The 21,206-nt window shown below is 48.2% G+C and carries 20 protein-coding genes; 7 read left to right on the top strand and 13 right to left on the bottom strand.

The features are described from left to right. Nucleotides 1–67: 67 nt before the first annotated feature. Genes CP943_RS04680 through CP943_RS04670 form a run of 3 tightly spaced genes read right to left on the bottom strand, consistent with a single transcriptional unit; the run spans nucleotide 68 to nucleotide 2,861 of the window. Complete coding sequence (locus tag CP943_RS04680) at nucleotides 68–538, bottom strand: DUF6884 domain-containing protein (RefSeq protein WP_026580647.1); 471 nt, start codon at nucleotides 536–538, stop codon at nucleotides 68–70. Between the two features lie 50 nt (nucleotides 539–588). Then, nucleotides 589–1,995 (bottom strand): 23S rRNA (uracil(1939)-C(5))-methyltransferase RlmD, encoded by a 1,407-nt coding sequence (gene rlmD / locus CP943_RS04675; RefSeq protein ID WP_206761258.1) that lies wholly within the window; start codon nucleotides 1,993–1,995, stop codon nucleotides 589–591. 2 nt (nucleotides 1,996–1,997) lie between these two features. Then, nucleotides 1,998–2,861 (bottom strand): DNA-3-methyladenine glycosylase family protein, encoded by an 864-nt coding sequence (locus CP943_RS04670; protein ID WP_025810236.1) that lies wholly within the window; start codon nucleotides 2,859–2,861, stop codon nucleotides 1,998–2,000. A gap of 134 nt (nucleotides 2,862–2,995) precedes the next feature. On the opposite strand from CP943_RS04670, the gene corA reads away from it, so the two are divergent. Both corA and CP943_RS04660 read left to right on the top strand, forming a co-directional pair. Then, the gene (gene corA / locus CP943_RS04665) at nucleotides 2,996–3,958 is read left to right on the top strand and encodes a magnesium/cobalt transporter CorA (RefSeq protein WP_095293047.1); all 963 of its coding nucleotides are present in this window, start codon (nucleotides 2,996–2,998) and stop codon (nucleotides 3,956–3,958) included. A gap of 57 nt (nucleotides 3,959–4,015) precedes the next feature. Then, nucleotides 4,016–4,612 (top strand): hypothetical protein, encoded by a 597-nt coding sequence (locus CP943_RS04660; RefSeq protein ID WP_105980813.1) that lies wholly within the window; start codon nucleotides 4,016–4,018, stop codon nucleotides 4,610–4,612. Nucleotides 4,613–4,790: 178 nt separating this feature from the next. On the opposite strand, the gene CP943_RS04655 is transcribed toward CP943_RS04660, so the two are convergent. From CP943_RS04655 to CP943_RS04645, 3 genes are all read right to left on the bottom strand, one after another. Continuing rightward, entirely contained in the window at nucleotides 4,791–5,894 is a 1,104-nt protein-coding gene (locus CP943_RS04655) for a glycerol dehydrogenase (protein ID WP_023855873.1), read from the bottom strand. Between the two features lie 174 nt (nucleotides 5,895–6,068). Then, nucleotides 6,069–6,860: a delta-lactam-biosynthetic de-N-acetylase gene (pdaA, locus tag CP943_RS04650; RefSeq protein ID WP_031304965.1), complete on the bottom strand. Its 792-nt coding sequence runs from the start codon at nucleotides 6,858–6,860 to the stop codon at nucleotides 6,069–6,071. A 109-nt stretch (nucleotides 6,861–6,969) separates the two neighbouring features. Then, nucleotides 6,970–7,155, bottom strand: coding sequence for an SE1561 family protein (locus CP943_RS04645; protein WP_003179806.1), 186 nt, complete (start codon nucleotides 7,153–7,155; stop codon nucleotides 6,970–6,972). 143 nt (nucleotides 7,156–7,298) lie between these two features. On the opposite strand from CP943_RS04645, the gene yfkAB reads away from it, so the two are divergent. Next, entirely contained in the window at nucleotides 7,299–8,420 is a 1,122-nt protein-coding gene (gene yfkAB, locus CP943_RS04640; RefSeq protein WP_079289344.1) for a radical SAM/CxCxxxxC motif protein YfkAB, read from the top strand. A gap of 231 nt (nucleotides 8,421–8,651) precedes the next feature. Here the strand turns inward: yfkAB and CP943_RS04635 are convergent, their stop codons facing one another. The 3 genes from CP943_RS04635 to CP943_RS04625 all read right to left on the bottom strand — a co-directional run bounded on the left by CP943_RS04635 (nucleotide 8,652) and on the right by CP943_RS04625 (nucleotide 11,050). Continuing rightward, a complete protein-coding gene (locus CP943_RS04635; protein WP_020450573.1) occupies nucleotides 8,652–9,443 on the bottom strand; it encodes a YfkD famly protein in 792 nt (263 codons plus the stop codon). A 66-nt stretch (nucleotides 9,444–9,509) separates the two neighbouring features. Continuing rightward, nucleotides 9,510–10,565, bottom strand: a complete 1,056-nt coding sequence (gene cax, locus CP943_RS04630) for a calcium/proton exchanger (protein ID WP_020450572.1) — start codon at nucleotides 10,563–10,565, stop codon at nucleotides 9,510–9,512. Nucleotides 10,566–10,669: 104 nt separating this feature from the next. Beyond that, nucleotides 10,670–11,050, bottom strand: a complete 381-nt coding sequence (locus CP943_RS04625) for an OsmC family protein (protein ID WP_020450571.1) — start codon at nucleotides 11,048–11,050, stop codon at nucleotides 10,670–10,672. 100 nt (nucleotides 11,051–11,150) lie between these two features. Between CP943_RS04625 and CP943_RS04620 the strand changes: the two genes are divergently transcribed. Then, nucleotides 11,151–12,329, top strand: a complete 1,179-nt coding sequence (locus CP943_RS04620) for an MFS transporter (protein WP_020450570.1) — start codon at nucleotides 11,151–11,153, stop codon at nucleotides 12,327–12,329. Nucleotides 12,330–12,540: 211 nt separating this feature from the next. Here CP943_RS04620 and CP943_RS04615 read toward each other — a convergent pair whose 3' ends face one another. Genes CP943_RS04615 through CP943_RS04605 form a run of 3 tightly spaced genes read right to left on the bottom strand, consistent with a single transcriptional unit; the run spans nucleotide 12,541 to nucleotide 14,197 of the window. Then, nucleotides 12,541–13,356: a YihY/virulence factor BrkB family protein gene (locus tag CP943_RS04615; protein WP_020450569.1), complete on the bottom strand. Its 816-nt coding sequence runs from the start codon at nucleotides 13,354–13,356 to the stop codon at nucleotides 12,541–12,543. Beyond that, on the bottom strand, nucleotides 13,353–13,703 hold the full coding sequence (locus CP943_RS04610; RefSeq protein ID WP_020450568.1) for a hypothetical protein: 351 nt from the start codon (nucleotides 13,701–13,703) through the stop codon (nucleotides 13,353–13,355). Before CP943_RS04610 ends, CP943_RS04615 begins: the two co-directional genes overlap by 4 nt. Before the next feature lie 23 nt (nucleotides 13,704–13,726). After that, the gene (locus tag CP943_RS04605; RefSeq protein WP_025810251.1) at nucleotides 13,727–14,197 is read right to left on the bottom strand and encodes a low molecular weight protein-tyrosine-phosphatase; all 471 of its coding nucleotides are present in this window, start codon (nucleotides 14,195–14,197) and stop codon (nucleotides 13,727–13,729) included. 183 nt (nucleotides 14,198–14,380) lie between these two features. On the opposite strand from CP943_RS04605, the gene CP943_RS04600 reads away from it, so the two are divergent. Beyond that, nucleotides 14,381–15,739, top strand: coding sequence for an alanine/glycine:cation symporter family protein (locus tag CP943_RS04600; protein WP_023855866.1), 1,359 nt, complete (start codon nucleotides 14,381–14,383; stop codon nucleotides 15,737–15,739). Nucleotides 15,740–15,863: 124 nt separating this feature from the next. Then, nucleotides 15,864–16,046, top strand: coding sequence for a DUF1128 domain-containing protein (locus CP943_RS04595; RefSeq protein ID WP_031304963.1), 183 nt, complete (start codon nucleotides 15,864–15,866; stop codon nucleotides 16,044–16,046). 38 nt (nucleotides 16,047–16,084) lie between these two features. Here the strand turns inward: CP943_RS04595 and CP943_RS04590 are convergent, their stop codons facing one another. Then, nucleotides 16,085–16,600 carry a type 1 glutamine amidotransferase domain-containing protein gene (locus tag CP943_RS04590; RefSeq protein WP_020450564.1) on the bottom strand — a complete coding sequence of 172 codons (516 nt, stop codon included), beginning with the start codon at nucleotides 16,598–16,600 and terminating at the stop codon, nucleotides 16,085–16,087. 229 nt (nucleotides 16,601–16,829) lie between these two features. On the opposite strand from CP943_RS04590, the gene CP943_RS04585 reads away from it, so the two are divergent. Continuing rightward, a complete protein-coding gene (locus tag CP943_RS04585) occupies nucleotides 16,830–21,167 on the top strand; it encodes a multifunctional 2',3'-cyclic-nucleotide 2'-phosphodiesterase/3'-nucleotidase/5'-nucleotidase (RefSeq protein WP_105980812.1) in 4,338 nt (1,445 codons plus the stop codon). The last annotated feature ends 39 nt before the right edge of the window (nucleotides 21,168–21,206 follow it).

Genomic DNA, 21,206 nt, shown 5'->3' with positions numbered 1-21,206 from the left:
CTTCCAGATCATGCCCTGCCCTTATTTAGGCAAACCCGCCAGCGATTTTAAAAAACTCACTTTCTCTTCAGTTGTTTTCAGGTTCACTAAGCTCCCGGCCTTCATCGACAGCCCGCTTCAGCGCCTGCAGCATATAGCCGATTCCCCGATAGCCCGCCAGCGGGTAAGTGATCTGCTGGCGGCTGCCAAACACGTTCCTCAAAACAGGCCTGTATTTTTTCCCGCCGAGCATAACGATTTCGTCATAATCCATCAAGTTTTTCCGTTCACCTTGCGCCTTCAGCTCATCATCCGCCATAATCTCCGGGTGGTCCATCCCGAATGTGACATCATAGTTTTCAGGAACGATATCTTCCGGTTTTAAAAAACCGTGTTTTGCTGAAAGAATCACCCAATCCGCAAAAAACGTCTGCGCATATGCGCCGCACGCCCGATGAAACGGACTCAGATAGACATCCTTTGCGGCGGACGGGCCGATGCCCGGATCGACATCCCAGATTTTCTTCGCCCCGCACGGGATGATGCAGAGTCTTTTCATCATATGTCCCCCCTTTTGGTTCCGCTAAAAAACGCCTTTAAAAAGGCGTTTTATTTCAGCTTCAGCGATACGACCGATTCGACGTGCGCCGTCTGCGGAAACATATCGACAGGCTGAATGTATTCGACATGGTAATCCTTCGCTAAGTACTGCAAATCTTTCGCAAGTGTTGACGGATTGCATGAGACATAAACGAACCGCTTCGGCTTAACCTGCCTGATCGTATCAAGGAAGGTGCGGTCACAGCCAGTTCTTGGCGGATCGACGATGACGACGTCAGGCCTGAAGCCTTCTTTAGTCCATTTCGGCAGCCAGTGCTCCGCCGTTCCTGTGACATAACGCGCATTATCAATTCCGTGCTTTTTGGCATTTTGGTTGGCGTCATCGATCGATTCTTTGATAACGTCCATGCCGCGGATTTCTTTTGCTCCGTCGGCGATCCACATTCCGATTGTGCCGACGCCGCAGTAGGCATCGACGACTTTTTCGCGCCCGCTCAGTTTCGCCGCTTTTTTCACTTCGTCATACAGCTTGACCGTCTGGATCGGATTAAGCTGAAAAAAAGCGCGGGCGCTCAGCTCAAACGTAACCTCGCCGAGAAATTCCTGAATGACCATATTGCCGGCTAGGAGCCTTGTATCATCGCCGAAGATAACCGATGTCTTGGCTTTGTTGACGTTTTGAATTACGGATGTCACTTCAGGCAGACGCTTTTTGATTTCTTCTGCAATGAGCTCCTTGCGCGGCAGGTCTTCTTTTGACGTGACAATGACAACCTGCACTTCCCCCGTCTCAAAGCCGACCCTCGTCACGATCGTGCGGACGTCGCCCGTTCGCTTCCGTTCGTTGTAGACGGAAATGCCGAAGTCTTCAAGAATCTGCTTGACGGTTTGTGTCGTTTTGTTCGTCGCCGGATGCTGAACGATGCATTCCGTAATCGGGACAAGCCGGTGTGAGTCAAGGCCGTACAGCCCTGCTACCATCTTTCCATTTTTCGAAAGCCCGAGTTGAAACTGGCTTTTATTCCGGTAGTGCCAAGGGTTTTCCATGCCGATCGTCGGCCTGATGTCCATTTTGCCGATGTCAAAACGGGTGTGCCGTTCGAGCGATTGAATGACGATGTCCCGTTTTCCTTTCAGCTGCTCTTCATAAGCCAGATGCTGGAGCTGGCAGCCCCCGCATTGCTCATAGATGATGCAGGGCGGCTTGACGCGGTGCTCTGAACGCTTGCGCACCTTTTTGACCCGCCCTTCGGAAAATTTCGGATGAACCTTTGTCGCCTCGACGACGACTTCTTCACCCGGCAGTGCGCCGGGGACGAAGACGACTTTTTTCTTGAAGTAGCCGACGCCTTCGCCATTGATGCCGAGGCGCTTGATCGTCAGCGGAAATTGCTGTCCGACTTTTAATTCTGCTGATGATCCTTTTTTGTCACGTTTCACTGATGTTCTCTCCATTTCTACTCAATGCTCCTCCATAAATACAAGGAAGCATAGCTTAAATAAGGGTGCCATTCTTTGCTCATTTCAAGCATTTGTTCTTTTGTCGGTTTATCGTTTAAGCCAAAATGGCGTTTGATGGCATTTTGGATGCCGATATCGGCGGCCGGAAACAGATTGGGTCGGCCGAGTCCGAACAGCAGAACGTTTTGGACGGTCCACGGGCCGATGCCTCTGATTTTCACCAGCTTTTCCATAATGTCTTCATCTGATAATTGATCAAGCTCATCAAGATTTAAACGGCCGTCTGCGATCATCCTTGATGTATCGATGACGTATTCAGCCTTCCGCATGCTGAATTGAAGTTCGCGCAAGTCGTTATAGTCGAGCTGTGCAATCGTTTCGGGAAGCGGATAAAACCAGACCCCGTCCTTTTGCTCTCCAAAAGTGTGAACGAACCGCTCCGTGAGCGTATAAGCAAAAGACAGATTAAGCTGCTGGTGGATCATGCATTTCATCAAGCAATGATACAAATGAAAATCGAGCACCAGCGGCGTTCCGGCATGCTCTGCGAAAATTGATGACAAGCTTGATTGTGAAAAGTGATCCAGTACAGGCTGAAGATTTTCCTCCCATCTGAAGATCCGTTTCACTTCTTTCATCATGTCGTCTCGATCGTCTGTACCGCTGACGGCAAACGCCGGGGCTTCGACAGTTCCCGTCGCCTGCACAGCGACAATCCGGGGCTCTTTGTTTTGATTGCGGAGCGGCAGCTTGACCTCCCTTTTGTCGAGGTTGACCGCATTGAGCGGATCAAGCGAAAGCCTGTCCAAGACGCGGTCAAAATGATACGGCGGTGATACGCTTACAGTTTCCTTCCACATCGCTTCCCATCCCTTTTTCTTCTTTGTCCACAGTATACCATGTTTCAAATTCTCTTAAAAAAGAACAACATTTTATTTTTTCACCGAATGAATCACAGGGCATCGCAGCATCCTATGGAAGCGGAGGGGTGCCGATGATTAAACATTTTGCGATGACAAAGGACGGAAAACTTTTATCTACCGACATCAAAGCAGAAAGGCTGACAGATCAAGATATTGAGTGGTACTGGACGGACTTCGATCAGCCTTCGGATGAAGAAGTCTCTTTACTCAAAAGCCATTTTCACTTTCACCCTTTAGCAGTTGAGGACTGCGTTCATCATTTGCAGCGTCCGAAGCTTGATCAATACGAAGAATATCTTTTTTTCGTCATACACGCGTTGAATCAAAGGACGCTGGCGTCTGAAGAAGTTGACTTATTCGTTGGAAAAGATTTTATCGTCACATTTCACTTTCATCGTTCAGACGGTATTGAAAAAGTAAGAAGACAGCTTTCGGAAAACAGCGAGTTGTGGAAAAAAGGACCGAGCCATATCGCCTATATGGTCATGGATCTGCTTGTGGACGAATATTTCCCGATTCTTTATAAAATAGAAGACCGCCTCAATGAAATTGCTGAAAGCGACAGCAGAAAAACGTATGGAACGCTGATGAATGAAGTGTTTGATATCCGGAGCGACCTTCTAAAGCTTAGGAAAACAATCATTCCGATGCGGGATTTGCTTTACCGGATTTTAAACATTGAAATCTCAAAAGAAAACCGCGAACGAAAAGCGTATTACAGCGACATTTACGACCACCTCTTGAAGCTGACCGAAATCGTCGAAAACAACCGCGACATGACCGCCGATTTAAGGGACAGCTACCAGACGCTCAACTCCAACCGGATGAACGCCATTATGATGACGCTGACGATCGTTTCAACGATTTTTATTCCGCTCACCTTTATCGCCGGAGTGTACGGCATGAACTTTGACAACATGCCTGAACTGCATTGGCGCTACGGCTATTTTTTCATCCTCGTCATGATGGGAGCCGTTGTCGCCGGCATGATCTTCTGGTTCCGGCATAAAGGATGGTTTGACATTTTCAAGTAAAACCGGAAACCTTTTTCCTCTCTATTCGACTATTTCTATAACTGAGGGGGGAAAGAAATGAAGGTACATACAGGGCTTGTTGGCATCTTCTTGATCGTTCTCGGCTTGTTGATTAGCGCCGAAAATCATCAAAGCGTGTCTGCTGCAGACGCGCTTTCGAACTTTTTCAGACTGCCTGTCCGCAATTTAGTGGTTCTGATCTGCATGTTGATGCTCATCATCGGCTTCATTATGGCGTGGCGCCATTATTATGAAGTACCGTGGATCCGCTTTAAGCTGTTTTTGTTTATTATCGGCATTTCAGTATTTTACCCGCTGGTCACAGAACAGCTGCTGCTCTTTCAAAAATGGAATGCACAAGGCGATGATGCCGTGGAATATATGAAAAAGAGAAGTACTTGCAGCTATCAGAGCGATATGGAGGAAGGAAACATGGACTGTGAGGTGAAAGTGAACAATTACGGAAAAAAGACCGAACGCATCCAGCTCATCCCTGATATAACGAGCGAATTTGACTTTCAGCCGGAAGAGCTGGAACTGTCTCCGCATTCACAAGAGACGTACAGCGTCACCTTTAAGGCACCGGGAAATGAGGATGTGTATGAATCAGGGATAGAAGAAGAGCCGAGGATGAAGGTTGAAGTGGTGAAATGAGCGACTTCACTCGAGTCAAGCAGCACGCTTTTGGAAACTTTTAAAAATATTACATGGAAGAGAAGGTTTAGAAGTAAAAGGTATACAGAAAAAACGAACTGCAAACAGCCGCTTCACAAACTAATAGACAAACCTCAAAGAAAAAAGCCGCTCCTTCACGGAAGCGGCTTTTCGTCTATTAATCGCGATAAGATTCTGCAATCGCGTTGGCGGCGACGATCGCATTGTAGACATCGTCAGGGGTGACTGGGAACGGCATGTTGCCCATTGTGTCGCCTTCTGCGCAAGCGCTTTGAGCGACTTGGCGCCATTCTTCTTCGATAAATTCGTCGACTCCGAGGTCTTTTAATGTCAACGGCAGACCGACGCCTTTGATAAAGTCAATGACGGTCTCCAGCTCTTCGGCCGGCGCGTTTTCAAGAACGAGCTGTGCCAAAAGGCCGAACGTGACTTTTTCGCCGTGCTGAGCTCTGTGCAGAGAAGGAACGGCTGTCATTCCATTGTGGATCGCATGTGCGGCGGCAAGACCGCCTGATTCGGCGCCGACGCCGCTTAAATAGATGGTCGCTTCTATTGTGTCTTCAACGGCTCGTGTAGAAACGCCATGCTTGATCGCCTGCATCGCTTTTACGCCGTTTTCCAATAGCGTATCATAGCAAAGGCGGGCAAGTCCCAATCCAGTTGTTGAAGGCTTCATCAGCACGAGGTTGTCGCCGTTTGCTTTAAAGCAGGCGCGCGCTTCAAAATACGTCGCCAAGGCGTCTCCGATACCGGCTGCGAAAAAGCGCGGCGGCGCGGATGCCAAAATGTCAGAATCCGCGAGAACGACATCTGGGTTCGTCGGCAAAAACAGATATCGGTCAAACGATCCGTCATGTTTATAAATGACAGCAAGGGCCGTACATGGAGCATCTGTTGAAGCAATTGTCGGGAAAATCACAACCGGCAGCTTCTCGTAATAAGCGGTGGCCTTTGCTGTATCAAGCGTTTTTCCCCCGCCGATCCCAACGATGATATTAGCGCCTGCATTGCGTGCAAGCTCCCGGTTACGATCGATTTCTTCCTGTGTGCATTCGTAATTGAATTTTTCAAAAACAGCTTGATTGCCGGCTTTCTGAATCGAATTCCCCGCTTCTTTTTGGGCGCGTTCCAAAATGAATTCATCGCAAATGATATATGCGTGATCACCATAATCTTCAATGTAATCGTTCAAGTTCTCAAGGAGTCGTTTTCCTGTAATAAATTTTTTAGGCGATGTGACTGATTTTACTAATTTTGACATGGTAATTCCCCCTTCACTATCAATGATATACCTATTTTCTTTTTAAATCTAGTAATATATGTATATAGAATGGATTTTTATTCTATGGAATTGACTAGGGGAAATAAAAGAGCCTGAACCATCAACTTTTCCGCTCAAAGCAAAAACCCCGTCTCAGCGTCCGGGGCATTTCTTTCAAAAGGGCTTTAGCATCATAGATTTTTCAAACATCAGGTCATCAAGGCTTTTAAATGTATAGCCTTCTTTTTTTAAGTCGGTGATCGCCTGATCAAGCGCTTCGGCATTGTCTTTCGAGACGGTGTGAAGTAAATAGACGGCGCCGGGATGGGCCTGTTTCATCATATTGTCGTACGCATAGCGCCACCCTTTTTGGGCATTGATTTTCCAATCGACAAAAGCAACAGACCAGAATACCGTTTGATAACCGAGCTTTTTCGTTTCTTCAAGCACCCGCTCGCTGAAAACGCCCCGAGGCGGCCTCAGGTAGAGGTTGTTTTTTTCGCCTGTGATTTTGTAAACCTCCTCATCGACCGATTCCAATTCCTCTTGTATCACGCGGCTTGTTTTCGTCGTGAGATCCGGATGGTGATAGGAATGATTCCCGATGATATGTCCTTCCTCGGCCATTCGCTTGATCAGCTCCGGCTGATCTTTGACAAAATGGCCCGTTACAAAAAAGGCAGCTTTGACGTTTTGTTTTTTCAGAACATCAAGCACCTTAGGGGTGTAGCCATTTTCATAGCCGTTATCAAAGGTCAGATAGATCGTTTTTTCCTTTGTGTTGCCCAAATAAAAGGCGTCGTACTGCTGCAAAAGGCTGTTCAGCTCTTGTCCCGCATCTGCCGGCTGATGGTTTTTGCTTTTTGAAAAGCCCCAATGGATCGCCTTGTTGGAAATCGCTTCAGCATTGCCGCTGAAGGCCAGCATCAGCAGGAATCCGCAGCATAAGGCATAGAATCGTTTCATCATCTTCTCGCTCCCAGTTTTATTTTTTCTTATTGTGCAGAAGGGCTGGGCTTTTCATACCAAGCAACACTTGGAAAACAAAAAAACCGCGGCAAAGAATGCGGCGGTTTTATTTCCAGTCTTTTTTAAAGCGCTCGTATTTGGCTTCCAAGTCGTCGAGCATGCTGATCAGTCTGTCAATATCTTCAAGGTCGGTCGATTCCGGGTCTAAAGAATCGATGACTGACATAAACATATCCAATCTGTTTTTTAAATAATTGACTTGCTGTTCTTTGTCATGTACTGCGTTACCCATGATTCTCCTCCTTTTGTTCCTTTATCGTAGCCTATAAACGGCCTTTTTTCAATCATCCATGACTTGCACGCCTCAAGGATCAGGTCTAAAATGAATAGTTGGGCTATATTAGTATGTCCTATCATAAAGGAGTTAGATATGTCATGACAGAAAAAACGCAGGTTCGTCCGATTACCCCGGAATATGATCCGTGGGAAGCCTACATGGACGTTGACCAATATGGAGATGTACAGCTGACGAACGTTGAATTTACGACGACGACTCTTTGCAATATGCGCTGCGAGCACTGCGCCGTCGGGTATACGCTCCAGACGAAGGACCCGGACGCGCTGCCCGTCAGCCTTCTGTTGAAACGGCTTGATGAGATTCCCCGCCTTCGTTCTTTAAGCATTACGGGCGGCGAGCCGATGCTTTCATTAAAATCCGTAAAGGAATATGTCGTTCCTTTATTAAAATACGCTCATGAACGCGGCGTGCGGACGCAGATCAACTCAAACTTGACGCTCGATATCGGGCGCTACGAGCTGATCATCCCCTACCTTGATGTGCTTCATATTTCCCACAACTGGGGAACAGTCGAAGACTTTGCAGAAATCGGCTTCGCCATGATGGATAAAAAGCCGACGTTTGCCCAGCGGGCGCGCTATTTCGAAAAAATGATCGAAAACAGCCGGACGCTTGTTGATGAAGGGGTTATGGTCTCCGCCGAGACGATGCTCAACAAACGGACGCTTCCTCACATCGAGCATATTCACCGGCAAATTGTCGAAGACATGAAATGCCAGCGCCATGAGGTTCACCCGATGTATCCGAGCGATTTTGCAAGCGCGCTTGAATCTTTAAGCTTACAAGACATGAGGAAAGCGATCCACCGCCTTCTTGACATTCGCGACGAAAATACGTGGATGCTGTTCGGCACCCTGCCGTTTTACGCGTGCAGCCCTGATCCTGAAGACCACGCTCTTTTACAGCGGCTGCGCGAAGCGAAAAATGTCACGGTCAGAAACGACCCTGACGGCAGATCGCGCCTGAACGTCAATATTTTTGACGGCAATATCATCGTGACCGATTTCGGAGATACTCCGCCGCTCGGCAACATTCAAACCGACAGCCTGCCAAGCGCCTATGCGAAGTGGAGAAAAACAGAGCTTGCCAAGGAGCTCAACTGCCACTGCCCGCACGTCCGATGCCTCGGGCCGAATGTGCTCGTCAAAAACAGCTATTATCAAGATGTTGATTTTACTTCCAGAACAGCAAGAGTATGAAAAAGCAAGCCGCAAAAGGCTTGCTTTCAGATTGTTGACAAAATCCCAAAACGACTTTTTGTTTTGGGATTTTGTCATCCTTTCAGCGTGATTGAAAACCCTTGCAGTCTAGGAAGGCCGAGCATCGGAGCGAAGCGAATGTTGGAATTCGTGAGCACCGACGCGCAGGCCTGACAACGAATGCGAGGGTTTCTCGACACGCTGAAAGCAAGCCGCAAAAGGCTTGCTTTTTTATTTCGGCTGATGGCTGAGCTGAAAGCCGAATGTGAGGTGATCCTGTACAGGAATCCAGGCGCCGATTCCTTGCGAGGTGATATTTTTGACGACCAGCTTTCTTTTGTTGCCTTTTAATACAATGTACACTTCACCGTAGGTGACCTTCCCTTTTTCATTGACGGCAGGTGCATAGGCGTGTAAATTCCCCAGCTTTTTCGGCTGCACTTTATAAATCTGATCGCGTTTTGTGCCGGCGCCGACGACTGTTTCAAAGGCGAGCGGCAGCTTTGTTTTTTCCATGGCTTCAAGCATCATCATGTTTTTGACATCGTCCGCTTTCGGGACTTTCGCTGTTAAGCCGCCTTTGATTTTGCTCGTCTGTTCCTGGGAATACGTGAGTTCGGCAGGTGCTTTCCCGCCCCGGTTGTCAAAGCGGTTTGTGTTGATTTTGCGGTATTCCCAGTTCGCAACGGTTTCATTCGAGGTATACCCGAGCGCCCATCTGCCCAAATAGATCGTCGCTCTGTAGCCGATTGCCAGCGGTGTGCCGGAAATGCTTGACTCATTCAGCATTTTGATGAGATGCGGATTTTCAATCGCGATATCGGTTGTTTTCAGCAGCTCTTCAGCCAGTTCGCTCGGCTGCAGCCTCGGCTGATCCTGGGAGGCGTTAGGGTATGTGTTCTCTTTGGAAATATTCGTGACAGAGCTTGGAATCTTGATCGGCTTGGCTGCATCAGCTTCCTGTACAGCGAAAAAACTAAAGGATAAAAACGCAGTTAGCGTAAAACACAAAAGCTTTTTCATACTATCACTCTTTCTGTTTCTTTTCCCTTATTGTTTTCCGGATGCTCTCCGTTTATCCCCATTTTTTTAAAGAAGGAAAAAACCGATTCCCATGATGATATAAGCAGCCAGCAATGTCGCGCCCTCAAACCAGTTCGTATCCCCGTCGTTTGAAATGACGATCATCAAAAGGACGGCGGAAGCCATGGCGACGAGTTCCGGCAAGGTAAAGACGAGCGGCATGCTCACTGGAAAAAACAAAGAGCTGATCACAAGAACGGGTGCGACAAACATCGCGATCTGCAGCGTTGATCCGATCGCAATTTCAACTGCGACATCCATTTTGTCCTTATAGGCCATAATGACGGCGGAAGCATGCTCTGCCGCGTTTCCGACGATCGCGACAATGATGACCCCGATGAAAAGCTCCGACCAGCCGAATTGTTCGGCCACCGTATCAAATGTGTGGACGAGGTGCTCGGAAATGTAGGCAACGGCAACGGTCGCCAAAAATAAAATCAATGTTGCCCTCTTTCCCGACCATTCCGGTTCTTCATGCGATTCTTCCCGCTCATTTTGATTCGTCTGGTAAACCCCGCGGTGGCTGACAAGCTTGAAATAAAGCGCTGCCAGGTAAAGCAAAATCATGATGATGCTGATGCCGACGCTCATCGACAGCTTCCTCGGCTCTGTCATTTCGGCTGAAAATACTTCAGGGATGACGAAAGCGACAATCACCGCGAACATGAGCAAACCTGAATTGTGTCTCGCATCATACACGTTGAATTCCTGGCGCTTATATTTCAGGCCCCCGATGAAAAACGACAGGCCGGCGACCAGGAGAAGGTTGCCGAGGACAGATCCTGTCAGCGATGCGAGCACAATGCCGGTCAGTCCTTCCCGCAACGCGAAGATCGAAATGATCAGCTCAACGGCGTTTCCGAACGTCGCATTTAAAAGGCCCCCGATCCTCGGACCCGCAATAATCGCAAGGCTTTCGGTGGCTCTTCCCATATAGCTTGCAAGCGCGATAATCGTCAGGCAGTATATGATGAACAATAAAACCTGCGGCCAATGCAACATGCTCCCTGCGACAGAAAGGGGAACTCCCGCAGCCATCATCCAAAAGAAAAAACGGCCCATTTTTCATTCCTCTTTTCTTTTTTGGTGTAGGTTATTTTTGTGCGAACTTTTCAGTTTATATACAGCATACTGATCTATTCCGCATTGACGCAGGTTTTTAAACATCAGCGAATCTGAAATGTTTCGATGATCTTGATGCTGTTTTCAACAGATCTCACCATGGCACAATTTTTCATCGCTACTTTCAGCGCCTTTTGAATTTGTTCTGCACCGAGGTTTTCTCCCTTCAATATGAAGTGAAGATGGATGCTTTTGATGCGGCCCGCCTCTTCGGAAATGCGTTCTTCTTTTGTCTCGATGGTCATATCTTTCAGCTGTATCCTTTTCTTTTCCAATATGTTATGAAGAACGGTTCCGCTGCATGCCGCAATCGAAGCGGCCAGCAATTGATAAGGCCTGAATCCTGCTTCTTCATTGCCTGATATCTTAAGCTTTCCATATTCCAGATCAGCCTCAAAGCCGTTCTGATTCCACACGATTTCCATGATTCACACCTCTTTTGACAGAAAAAGAAAAATCGCCTTGCCTAAAAACTTGTGAAAGTTGTACGATCAAAGAAGGATTACGGATAAGGAGAATCGGCCGATGACTAGATTTCACTTTTTCATTCTCGTTTTGATTGTCAGTATATCAGGTTTTTCGCAAGGGATGCTCCTTCCTGTCATCTCTGTTATTTTCGAACAGGAAGGCCATTCGGCTGCGCTGAACGGTCTACATGCGACAGGCCTCTACATCGGCGTCCTGATCGCTTCGCCGTTTATGGAAGCACCGCTTCGCAGGCTCGGTTTTAAACCGCTGATCGTCATCGGCGGGGTGATGGTCTGCGCGAGTTTGTTCGCCTTTGTTTTTATTCAGTCGTTTATCGTCTGGTTCTTTTTACGGCTCTTGATTGGAATCGGGGATCATATGCTGCACTTTTCAACGCAAACTTGGGTGACCACATTATCGTCTGAAAAAAACCGCGGCCGCAATATCTCTTTGTACGGCCTTTCGTTTGGTTTGGGATTTGCTGCCGGTCCTTTTTTAACGCCGCTTGTCAACATTGCCCCGTCATTGCCGTTTATCGTCTCAGGTGCATTCAGCCTGCTGGCGTGGCTGTTTATTTTTTGCCTTCAAAACGATTTTCCTGAGAAAAGCGGCTCTGAAAGCCGCAGCGATAACAGCTTGAAGCGCTTCGTCCAAGCCTTTCTGCTAGGATGGGTCGCGTTTTTGCCGACATTCGGCTACGGCTTTTTGGAAACCGCCCTGAACGGCAATTTTCCCGTCTACGCTCTCCGCTCGGGCATTTCCGTCGAAGGCCTATCAATTATTCTTCCGGCTTTTGCGATCGGAAGCATCGTCTTTCAGTATCCGCTCGGCGTGTTGAGCGACAAGTATGGAAGACGAAATGTGCTCCTTGTCATATTGGCTGTCGGGGCAGGCTGCTTCTTTGCGGCGGGCTTTTCCGATTCCGTCCCCTTGCTTGCGGCATGTTTTTTCATAGCCGGAATGGCTGTTGGATCAACTTTTTCACTCGGCATCAGCTTTATGGCCGACCTGCTTCCAAAACGCCTTCTCCCGGCCGGAAACTTGATGTGCGGAATCACCTTCAGCTTCGGAAGCATTTTCGGCCCGGTTGCCGGCGGCTGGTATATGCAGACATTTCATAACAGCAATCTGTTTTATTTGATTACAATCGTGATGGTGTTGATCTGGATCGGGGTGCTCTTTGGCAAAACGAAGAAAAACGGCGCTCTCGAACAATCTGAGGCGGCGCCAATGTAAAAAAGGCCGGCTGCTTACTATAGGCAGCCGGCCTTTTCGAAAACGTCAGGCAGTTTTAATGATATCCGTTTTGTCCGTTGGCGCTTCCGCTCGTTTTGTTTTTCGAACTTTGCTTTGAATTTTGTTTATTATGGCTGCCGCCTTTTTTCGTGTGTTTTGTCATGATGATCCCTCCGCTTTTGAACTCATGAAACGTTCTTTTATAGATTGCTCATTTCCGCGGATTTTCTTCAGGAATGATTTTACGTTTATGTAAAAGGGCATTGATCTCCCCTCCAAGAATAATCATCATTCCGCTTAAATAAAACCAGATCATCAGGACGATGATGCCGCCGAGGCTTCCGTATGTTGCGCTGTAGTTTGCAAATTCACTGACGTAGTATGAAAACAGCATGCTGACGAGGATCCAGCCGGCTGTCGCTGCAACGGCTCCCGGAAGCACGAATTTAAATGACAGCCGCTTATTCGGGGCAAAAAAGTATAAAGCCGTAAAGACGATCAGCAGCACAAGCGGGCTGATTCCCCAGCGGAGTGCTGACCATGCCGCTAGAAACATTTCCGGCGTACCGTCCAGATTGGCGATGAAATGGCCGATGGCCCTCCCGAATACCGGAAGAAGAAGCGCGACCAATATGGTGAAAACCATCGCGGCGGTCAGGAGGAGTGATGTCAGCCGAACCATGATGAATGAGCGGTTTTCCTCCACTTCATAAGCATGATTAAAGGCCCTGACAATCGCGTTCAATCCGTTTGACGCAGACCAGAGCGCCGCGATGATCCCGAAAGAAAGCAGGCCCCTGTTTCCTGTATTGAGCGTCTCTTCAATAACGGACATCGTGTCTTCTGGAGCATACTGTTCAATCAGCCCGATGACATCGCCCGTTTTGACAGGCAGGTAGCCGATCAAAGTCAATAGGAAAATCATAAACGGAAACAGGGACAGCAGGAAAAAGTAGGCAAGTTCCGCCGATTTGCTCGGCCCTTCATGAAGGAAAAAACGCCAAGCCAGCTCTTTCAAAAAGCTCATTCTTTTTCCGGCTCCGTACGCCCTTTGGATTTAGCTGTGAAGTGATCCCTCGTTTCCTCGATCAGACCGATCACTTTTGGCGTCGTCTCTTTCAGTTCTTTCATCTGTTGATTTAAGAAGCTTAAATCGTCCGATATGGAAGCGGTCAGTTTTTTGGCTTCGTCCATTTTTTCTTTCACGCATTCGGTGAACATTCCGGGATTTGCGCGGTAAAGGCGGACTTTGTTTTTGCACGCGTCAAGCTTTGCGCCGCACGCTTCTCTGGTCGGTTTGTGCAGCAGTGACATAACCGCCCCGACCGAAGCGCCGAGGAGGATATTTCTGATGAAAACGCGGTCGTTTTTCATAAAAAATCTCTCCCTTCGTTTTTTTATAATTTGTGTTCTTTTCGAATGTCCTTTAGCAATTCGCTGCATCCTTTCGCGACGAGTTCGTACACCTCATCAAAGTTCCCGGTGTAGTATGGATCAGGAACATCTGCCGTCTCACAGTCCTCGACATAGTCGAGCAGCCTCCGGATGACGGCTTTGCTCCCGTAGCCGGCAAGGCTTCTCACATGGCCAGCGTTTTCGGCATCCATCGCGATGATATAATCGAACGCTTCCGGGTCTTTGTCGGTAATCTGCCTCGCGTAAAGGCCTTCGCAGCTTATCTTTTTTGCAGATAGCAGCGACCGTGTGCCTTCATGAGGCGGTTTTCCGACATGCCAGTTCCCCGTCCCCGCCGAATCGGCTTCAATTCGGTCCTCCAGTCCGCTTTTTTTGAGCATGTCGTTAAATACAGCTTCTGCCATCGGAGAGCGGCAAATATTGCCGAGGCAGACAAATAGCACTTTGATCATCAAACAAGAGCCTCCTCTATTCTTTCCCCACATTTCAGAAAGAAAAAACACTTTTGCTTTTATACTAAAGATTTTTTTGTTTTTTTCAACTTTGGGAAGAAAAGATGACAATGCTATTGACAAATCTAACAAACTTTCAGAATATTCTAGTTAGACACAAAATTAAAGGGGGATATTTCGCCTATGGATTTTATTTCACATATTGTAGATACAATGAACGGTTTTTTATGGGGACCTCCGCTTTTGATCCTCATTGTTGGAACAGGTATTTATTTGACTTTCAGGCTGGCTTTTTTGCAGATCAGACTTTTGCCTTACTCATTAAAGCTTGCCTTTTCAAGACGTCAGGATAAATCCTCCGAAGGCGATATTTCCCACTTTCAGGCGTTGATGACTGCCCTTGCCGCTACGGTCGGTACCGGGAATATCGTCGGTGTCGCCTCAGCTGTCATTGCCGGAGGGCCTGGCGCCGTGTTTTGGATGTGGCTCGCCGCCTTTTTCGGAATGGCGACGAAATATGCCGAAGCGGTGCTTGCTGTCAGATTCCGCGTGAAAGACAAAAACGGCGAAATGTCAGGCGGCCCGATGTATTATTTGGAACACGGCCTCAAGCAAAAGTGGCTTGGTGTGTTATTTGCCATATTCGGGGCGCTTGCCGCTTTCGGAATAGGCAATATGGTTCAGTCAAATTCTGTATCCGGAGTCATGAGCTCCACATTTTCTGTGCCTGCCTGGGTAACCGGCATCATTGTCACGATTTTTACAGCACTTGTTATTCTCGGTGGGATTAAAAGCATCGGCAAAGTCACCTCGCTGTTCGTGCCGATCATGGCTTTATTTTATGTCATCGCCGGGTTGATCATTCTTGTCACAAACTTTGAACTTGTCCCAGGCGCGGTTGGTTTAATTTTTTCTGACGCGTTTACCGGCCAGGCCGTGGCAGGAGGCGCGATCGGAACCGTGATCCGCTGGGGCGTGGCGCGGGGCGTATTTTCAAATGAAGCAGGGCTCGGCTCGGCGCCGATCGCGGCAGCCGCGGCAAAAACTGATATGCCGGCTCGCCAAGCGCTTGTCTCTATGACCCAGGTTTTCATCGACACATTGATTGTCTGCTCGATTACGGGGATATCGATTGTCATGGGAAACATGTATCTGACAGAAAAAAACGATGCGCTGACATCGATGACATTCGCACATTTTCTCGGCCCTGCGGGATCGACAATCGTTGCGATCGGACTGCTGCTGTTCGCTTATTCGACGATTTTGGGCTGGTCGTACTACGGAGAGAAATGCTTCACCTACCTGCTGAATGAAAAATATGCGATCGTCTACCGTGTCATCTTTGTGATCGCCGTCTTTTTCGGAGCGGTCTTTAAAAATGACTTTGTCTGGGCGCTCGCCGATATGCTGAACGGTCTGATGGCGATACCGAACCTGATCGGCCTGCTCGGTTTGACAGGGATTGTCATCTATGAGTCCAAACAGATCCTTGCCAAAATCAAAGCCGAAAAAGCGGAAAAGCAAAACAGCGTATCCGTTTAAACCGGAGATGCTTTTTGACAGCCGTCCTTTTCTTCTCGCTTAATTCTGTTACAATAAAGACTACAAAATCAGTGAGAAAGGATGTGCCTTCTTGTCAGAGCAGAAAACAGCCGAGCTGAACAAAATGATCGAAGAGATCTCGCAAAAACTAAACATGCTGAACATCGGCGTCATCAAAGCTGAAGCCTTCAGCAATGAAAAGCTTGAAGATCTTGAATACCTGCACAAAATGGTGATGAAAAAGAAATCTTTCAGTCCGAGCGAAATGCAGGCAATCGCAGAGGAACTGGCTGCACTCCGAAAATAAACATAAAAAAGACCGGAAATCTATTCCGGTCTTTTTCATTAGCCGAGCAGCTTCAAAGATTCGCGTGTAAACGCAGGGATGTCGTCAGGCGTCCGGCTTGTAACAAGCTGGTTCTGGCAGACGACAACTTCCTCGTCCTTAAATTGAACCCCGGCGTTTTCCAAATCGACTTGAATCGATGTGTAGCCTGTTGCACTGCGTCCGTCCAGAGCCTTGGCGGTGATTAAAAGCTGCGGGCCGTGGCAGATCGCAAACACCGGTTTTTTGTCATCCATAAAGGATTTCGCAAACGATACGAAACGCTGGTCGGCTCTGAGAATATCCGGCGAAAATCCGCCCGGAATCAACAGCGCGTCAAAATCAGCCGGGCTGACTTCATCAATGGACGCATCTGTTTCCACTTGCGCCTCGCCTTGCTTGCCTTTCAGCGTTTTGCCTTTCTCTTTTTCAATAACCGTAAGCTGGTGCCCGGCGTCTTTGAACGCTTTCGCAGGCTCGGTATACTCCGAATCCTCAAAGTAATCTGTCAGAACAACTGCAATGTTTTTGCTCATATTGCTCACCCTCCCAAAAGCTTCTGTCTACATAAATCCATTTCCCCCTGCCACACTAAATAAAACATCCGCACGTTCCTCGCGACAAAGTACCTAAGTCACCCGGCAGACAGGGACAGACTTTGGAATCATTTTCTGAGTGTTTACAATATTCGCAACGAAAGTTCTACAAAACTTTACAAAAAGTTCTTACAATAGAAATTGTTACTCTAATCTGAAAGGTGGAGAAATGGTGGGAATACAGAAAAGACGGTTTTCAAGGAAAAACATTCTCCGTATTCTGCTAACCTCAGTGATGATACTCAGTTTACTCATTCCAAACACCCAGACATATGCAGAAGAACCAAATGAACACCCGCTGATCAACCTCAGCATCCTGGGTACGACAGATATCCACGCCCATATCATGGACTATGACTACTATGCCGACAAAGAAACGGCAGAATTCGGACTGGCCCGCACGGCTCAGCTGATCGAAAAGCACCGGAGCCGGAATCCGAACACGATTCTTGTCGACAACGGCGACTTAATTCAAGGGAACCCTCTAGGGGAATATATCTTCAAACATGAACGTGAAGCAATTATCTCCGGAACGAAAACACACCCGATCATTGATGTCATGAACAAACTGCACTATGACGCCGGCACGCTCGGAAACCACGAATTCAACTATGGCCTTGAATTCCTTGACGGCACGATAAAAGGCGCCGAATTTCCCATTGTCAATGCCAATATAAAAACATCGGACGGAAAGAACAAATATACGCCATATCATATTGAAGAGCGGACGCTGACGGATGAAAGCGGCCAAAAGCACCAGCTTAAAGTCGGCTACATCGGCTTCGTTCCGCCGCAGATTTTAACATGGGATAAAAAGCATCTGGACGGCAAAATCACGGTGCAGGACATCACCGAATCAGCGAAACAAACGATTCCGAAAATGAAGCAAGAAGGCGCCGACGTGATCATTGCGATCGCCCACTCCGGAATTGAAAATGGCGGACAGGCGGCGGGAGCAGAAAACGCCGTATATGACCTGGCTCTCAAGACGGAAGGAATAGATGCGATCATCTCCGGACACCAGCACGGTCTGTTCCCCGGTACCGACTATCCAGGAAATGGCGTGATCGACAATCAAAAAGGAACGATCAACGGCATCCCTGTCGTCATGCCGAAAAACTGGGGCAGCCATTTAGGAATCATCGATATGCAGCTTGAACAGGACGGCAGCAAATGGACAGTGAAAGATGCCAGCGCAAAAACGGAAGCGATTGCCGGAAATGTGACGTCACGACACGAAACCGTCGTTTCCACGATTAAAGACACACACGAAAAAACGCTTGAATACGTCCGCGCGCCGGTTGGCCAAACGGAAGCTGATATTAACAGCTTTTTCGCACAAGTAAAAGACGATCCTTCGATTCAGATTGTCACAGACGCACAAAAATGGTATGCGGAAGATGTCATGAAGGGAACGGAATACGAAAACCTGCCGATTTTATCAGCGGGCGCGCCATTTAAAGCAGGAGGGCGTAACGGTGCTGATTATTATACAAACATTAAAGCAGGAAACCTTGCGATCAAAAACATCGGCGATTTGTATTTGTACGACAATACGCTCTATATCGTCAAGCTGACGGGAAGCGAAGTGAAGGACTGGATCGAAATGTCGGCCGGGCAGTTCAACCAGATCGACCCTTCAAAATCGGGTGAACAGGCGCTCCTCAACCCCGATTTCAGGTCGTATAATTTCGATGTCATTGACGGTGTGACCTACCAGATCGATGTCACACAACCGGCAAAATACAATGCGTCAGGCGGGGTGAAAAATCCGCAGGCCAACCGCGTCAAACAGTTGTCTTACAACGGAAAAGCCGTCCGCGACGATCAGGAATTCCTTGTGGTCACAAATAATTACCGCGCGTCCGGGGGCGGCGGATTCCCGCATCTGACGCAGGACAAAGTCGTTTATGCGGCGGCTGATGAAAACAGGCAGGTGCTCATGAACTACATCATGGAAAAGAAAACGGTCAATCCTGCCGCCGATAACAACTGGTCGATCGCTCCGATTAAAGGAGCCGATGTGACATTCGAATCTTCTCTCCTCGCCAAACCGTTTGCTGAAAAAGCGAAGGACATCGATTTTGTCAGAGAATCCGAAAACAGCGGATATGGCGTCTATAAGCTGAACTTTGAAGGTACAGAGCCTCCGGTTGATAATGGAAACTGGACGTTAACAGTCATGCACACGAACGACACGCACGCCCACCTTGATGAAGCGGCAAGGCGCGCTGCCAAAGTGAAAGAAATCCGCAGTGAAGCAGAAAACAATGTGCTGCTCGATGCCGGCGATGTCTTTTCCGGTGACTTGTATTTTACAAAATGGAACGGACTCGCCGATTTGAAGCTGATGAACATGATGGGCTATGACGCCATGACCTTCGGCAACCATGAATTTGATAAAGGGCCGAAAGTGCTCGCAGACTTTCTGAGCGGAAACAATGCGGCCGTCGATCCGTTAAACAGACACCAGCTGGAAAAGCCCGATTTTCCAATCGTCAGCTCCAATGTCGATGTATCAAAGGAGCCTCAGCTGCGAAGCTTTCAAAAAGAGCCTGCACTCTTAACAGCAGGAGAAAAGAAAGAAAGCGGCATCTATCCTTATATTCTGCTTGATGTAAATGGCGAGCAAGTCGGCGTATTCGGCCTGACGACGGAAGATACGTCATATACGTCAAGCCCCGGACCGAACATTGCGTTCCATGACGCTTATCTGTCAGCGGAGAAAACGGTCAAGGAACTGAAAGAAAAAGAAAAGGTCAACAAAATCATCGCCCTCACCCACCTCGGCTACAACCGGGATCTGGAGCTGGCCAAAAAAGTGAAGGGCATCGATTTGATTATCGGCGGGCATACGCATACACTCGTCGATCATTTAAAAGTGGTGGAGAGCGAAGAACCGACAATCGTCGCCCAAGTGAAAGACTACGGGCAGTTTTTAGGACGGGTCGATGTTGTGTTTGATGAGAAAGGCGTCGTTCAAACGGATCAATCAAGGTTCAATTTGATCGCGATTGACGGCAAAGTGGACGAAGATCCTCCAGCGAAAGAAGTGCTTGACGGCTTTAAAGAAGATATTGACGAACTGAAGAAGAAAAAAGTAGGCTATGCCGATGTCCCGCTTGACGGAAAACGCGAGCATGTCCGCTCAAAAGAAACCAACCTCGGCAATTTTATCGCGGACGGCATGCTGAAGAAAGCAAAACAAGCTGGCGGGGCTGACATCGCCATCACAAACGGCGGCGGAATCAGAAGCGGTATTGCCAAAGGCGACATCACACTCGGCGATGTGCTGACGGTCATGCCGTTCGGCAACACCCTTTATGCCGCTGATTTGACGGGTGCGCAAATCAAAGAAGCGCTTGAGCACGGGGTGAGCCAAGTCGAAGAAGGCGGAGGCGCGTTTCCGCATGTCGCGGGTTTATCCTTCACATTTACACTGAGCAAGCCAAAAGGTGAGCGCATCCTTGATGTGAACCTTGTCAATGACAAAGGGGATGCTGTTCCGCTCGATTTGGACAAAACCTACCGTGTGGCTACAAATAACTTCATGGGCGGCGGCGGAGACGGCTATTCCGTTTTTAAAGAAGCGAAAAACGGTGTCGATCTCGGTTTTACCGATTACGACATTTTTACAGAGCAGCTTGCCTTGTACGATTCTGTTTCACCGAACATCGAAAACAGAATCACAGAAGTGTTCCTTCCTGACCGTCAGACAGACGGCACTTGGACGCTTGCGGAAAAACCGTTCGAAACATACGCGAAAAACGCAAATCAGGTGATTGCTTATTTCCCTGACACAGAAAAAGACCACATCAAGCTGAATATGACAAAAGCACAGACTGACCTTGTCAAAGAAAGAACTGATGATCCAAGTATCACCCTGAAAAACGATCGCATTGCGATGCAGCTTCCAGCCGTTAATCTGGCAAGCGAAAAGACTAAAATCAGCATCAAAATCGCCAAGAATATCAAACAGGCGGTCACAAAGGTATATGATTTCAACATTCAGCAGAATGGAAAAACGGTCAGCACATTTAAAGAACCTGTCGGACTGTTTTTCCAAGTCGAGGCTCCTGACAAACATTTGAGCGTCTATTATGTCGACCGCAAAAACAACAGCTTCACAAAAGTGACAAACGGCTATACGAAAGGCCGTACCGTTGCAGGCTATGTCGACCATTTCAGCGAGTATACCGTGATGAATGACAAAGATGCCGGGTCTCCCTCACTTCCACCGGGTTCAGGCGATGATGACGGTCCGGATGGCGGCAGCGGCGGTGAACCCCCTGCTTCGCCCGGCGCCGGAAGCGGCGGAGACGGATCAGGCGGTCATGGCAGCGGTGGGTCAGATGACGGAAATGAACCTTCAGATGGTTCAAACGGCGGGTTTTTGCCCGACACCGCTTCAAACGCCTATCATTGGCTGATGCTCGGCCTGCTGCTGCTTATATCCGGAAGCGGTCTGTACCTTTACCAAAGGAAGCGGCGCAAACTCCAAATCTAAATAAAAAAGTGCGGTCTGCTAAAGGCAGAACCGCACTTT

The organism is Bacillus paralicheniformis, assembly GCF_002993925.1.
Lineage (GTDB): Bacteria > Bacillota > Bacilli > Bacillales > Bacillaceae > Bacillus > Bacillus paralicheniformis.
The sequence above is the reverse complement of the archived record's forward strand: the minus strand, read 5'-3'. Positions and strand labels throughout refer to the sequence as shown.

Excerpts from the sequence above, each read along its gene's own strand:
- CP943_RS04585 (WP_105980812.1), top strand. The coding sequence starts at position 16,830 with ATGGTGGGAATACAGAAAAGACGGTTTTCAAGGAAAAACATTCTCCGT.
- CP943_RS04635 (WP_020450573.1), bottom strand. The coding sequence starts at position 9,443 with ATGAAAAAGCTTTTGTGTTTTACGCTAACTGCGTTTTTATCCTTTAGT.
- CP943_RS04590 (WP_020450564.1), bottom strand. The coding sequence starts at position 16,600 with ATGAGCAAAAACATTGCAGTTGTTCTGACAGATTACTTTGAGGATTCG.
- CP943_RS04620 (WP_020450570.1), top strand. The coding sequence starts at position 11,151 with ATGACTAGATTTCACTTTTTCATTCTCGTTTTGATTGTCAGTATATCA.
- CP943_RS04625 (WP_020450571.1), bottom strand. The coding sequence starts at position 11,050 with ATGGAAATCGTGTGGAATCAGAACGGCTTTGAGGCTGATCTGGAATAT.
- CP943_RS04600 (WP_023855866.1), top strand. The coding sequence starts at position 14,381 with ATGGATTTTATTTCACATATTGTAGATACAATGAACGGTTTTTTATGG.
- CP943_RS04615 (WP_020450569.1), bottom strand. The coding sequence starts at position 13,356 with ATGAGCTTTTTGAAAGAGCTGGCTTGGCGTTTTTTCCTTCATGAAGGG.
- CP943_RS04595 (WP_031304963.1), top strand. The coding sequence starts at position 15,864 with ATGATCGAAGAGATCTCGCAAAAACTAAACATGCTGAACATCGGCGTC.
- CP943_RS04660 (WP_105980813.1), top strand. The coding sequence starts at position 4,016 with ATGAAGGTACATACAGGGCTTGTTGGCATCTTCTTGATCGTTCTCGGC.
- cax (WP_020450572.1), bottom strand. The coding sequence starts at position 10,565 with ATGGGCCGTTTTTTCTTTTGGATGATGGCTGCGGGAGTTCCCCTTTCT.
- CP943_RS04655 (WP_023855873.1), bottom strand. The coding sequence starts at position 5,894 with ATGTCAAAATTAGTAAAATCAGTCACATCGCCTAAAAAATTTATTACA.
- corA (WP_095293047.1), top strand. The coding sequence starts at position 2,996 with ATGATTAAACATTTTGCGATGACAAAGGACGGAAAACTTTTATCTACC.
- CP943_RS04645 (WP_003179806.1), bottom strand. The coding sequence starts at position 7,155 with ATGGGTAACGCAGTACATGACAAAGAACAGCAAGTCAATTATTTAAAA.
- yfkAB (WP_079289344.1), top strand. The coding sequence starts at position 7,299 with ATGACAGAAAAAACGCAGGTTCGTCCGATTACCCCGGAATATGATCCG.
- rlmD (WP_206761258.1), bottom strand. The coding sequence starts at position 1,995 with ATGGAGAGAACATCAGTGAAACGTGACAAAAAAGGATCATCAGCAGAA.
- CP943_RS04610 (WP_020450568.1), bottom strand. The coding sequence starts at position 13,703 with ATGAAAAACGACCGCGTTTTCATCAGAAATATCCTCCTCGGCGCTTCG.
- pdaA (WP_031304965.1), bottom strand. The coding sequence starts at position 6,860 with ATGAAACGATTCTATGCCTTATGCTGCGGATTCCTGCTGATGCTGGCC.
- CP943_RS04680 (WP_026580647.1), bottom strand. The coding sequence starts at position 538 with ATGAAAAGACTCTGCATCATCCCGTGCGGGGCGAAGAAAATCTGGGAT.
- CP943_RS04670 (WP_025810236.1), bottom strand. The coding sequence starts at position 2,861 with ATGTGGAAGGAAACTGTAAGCGTATCACCGCCGTATCATTTTGACCGC.
- CP943_RS04605 (WP_025810251.1), bottom strand. The coding sequence starts at position 14,197 with ATGATCAAAGTGCTATTTGTCTGCCTCGGCAATATTTGCCGCTCTCCG.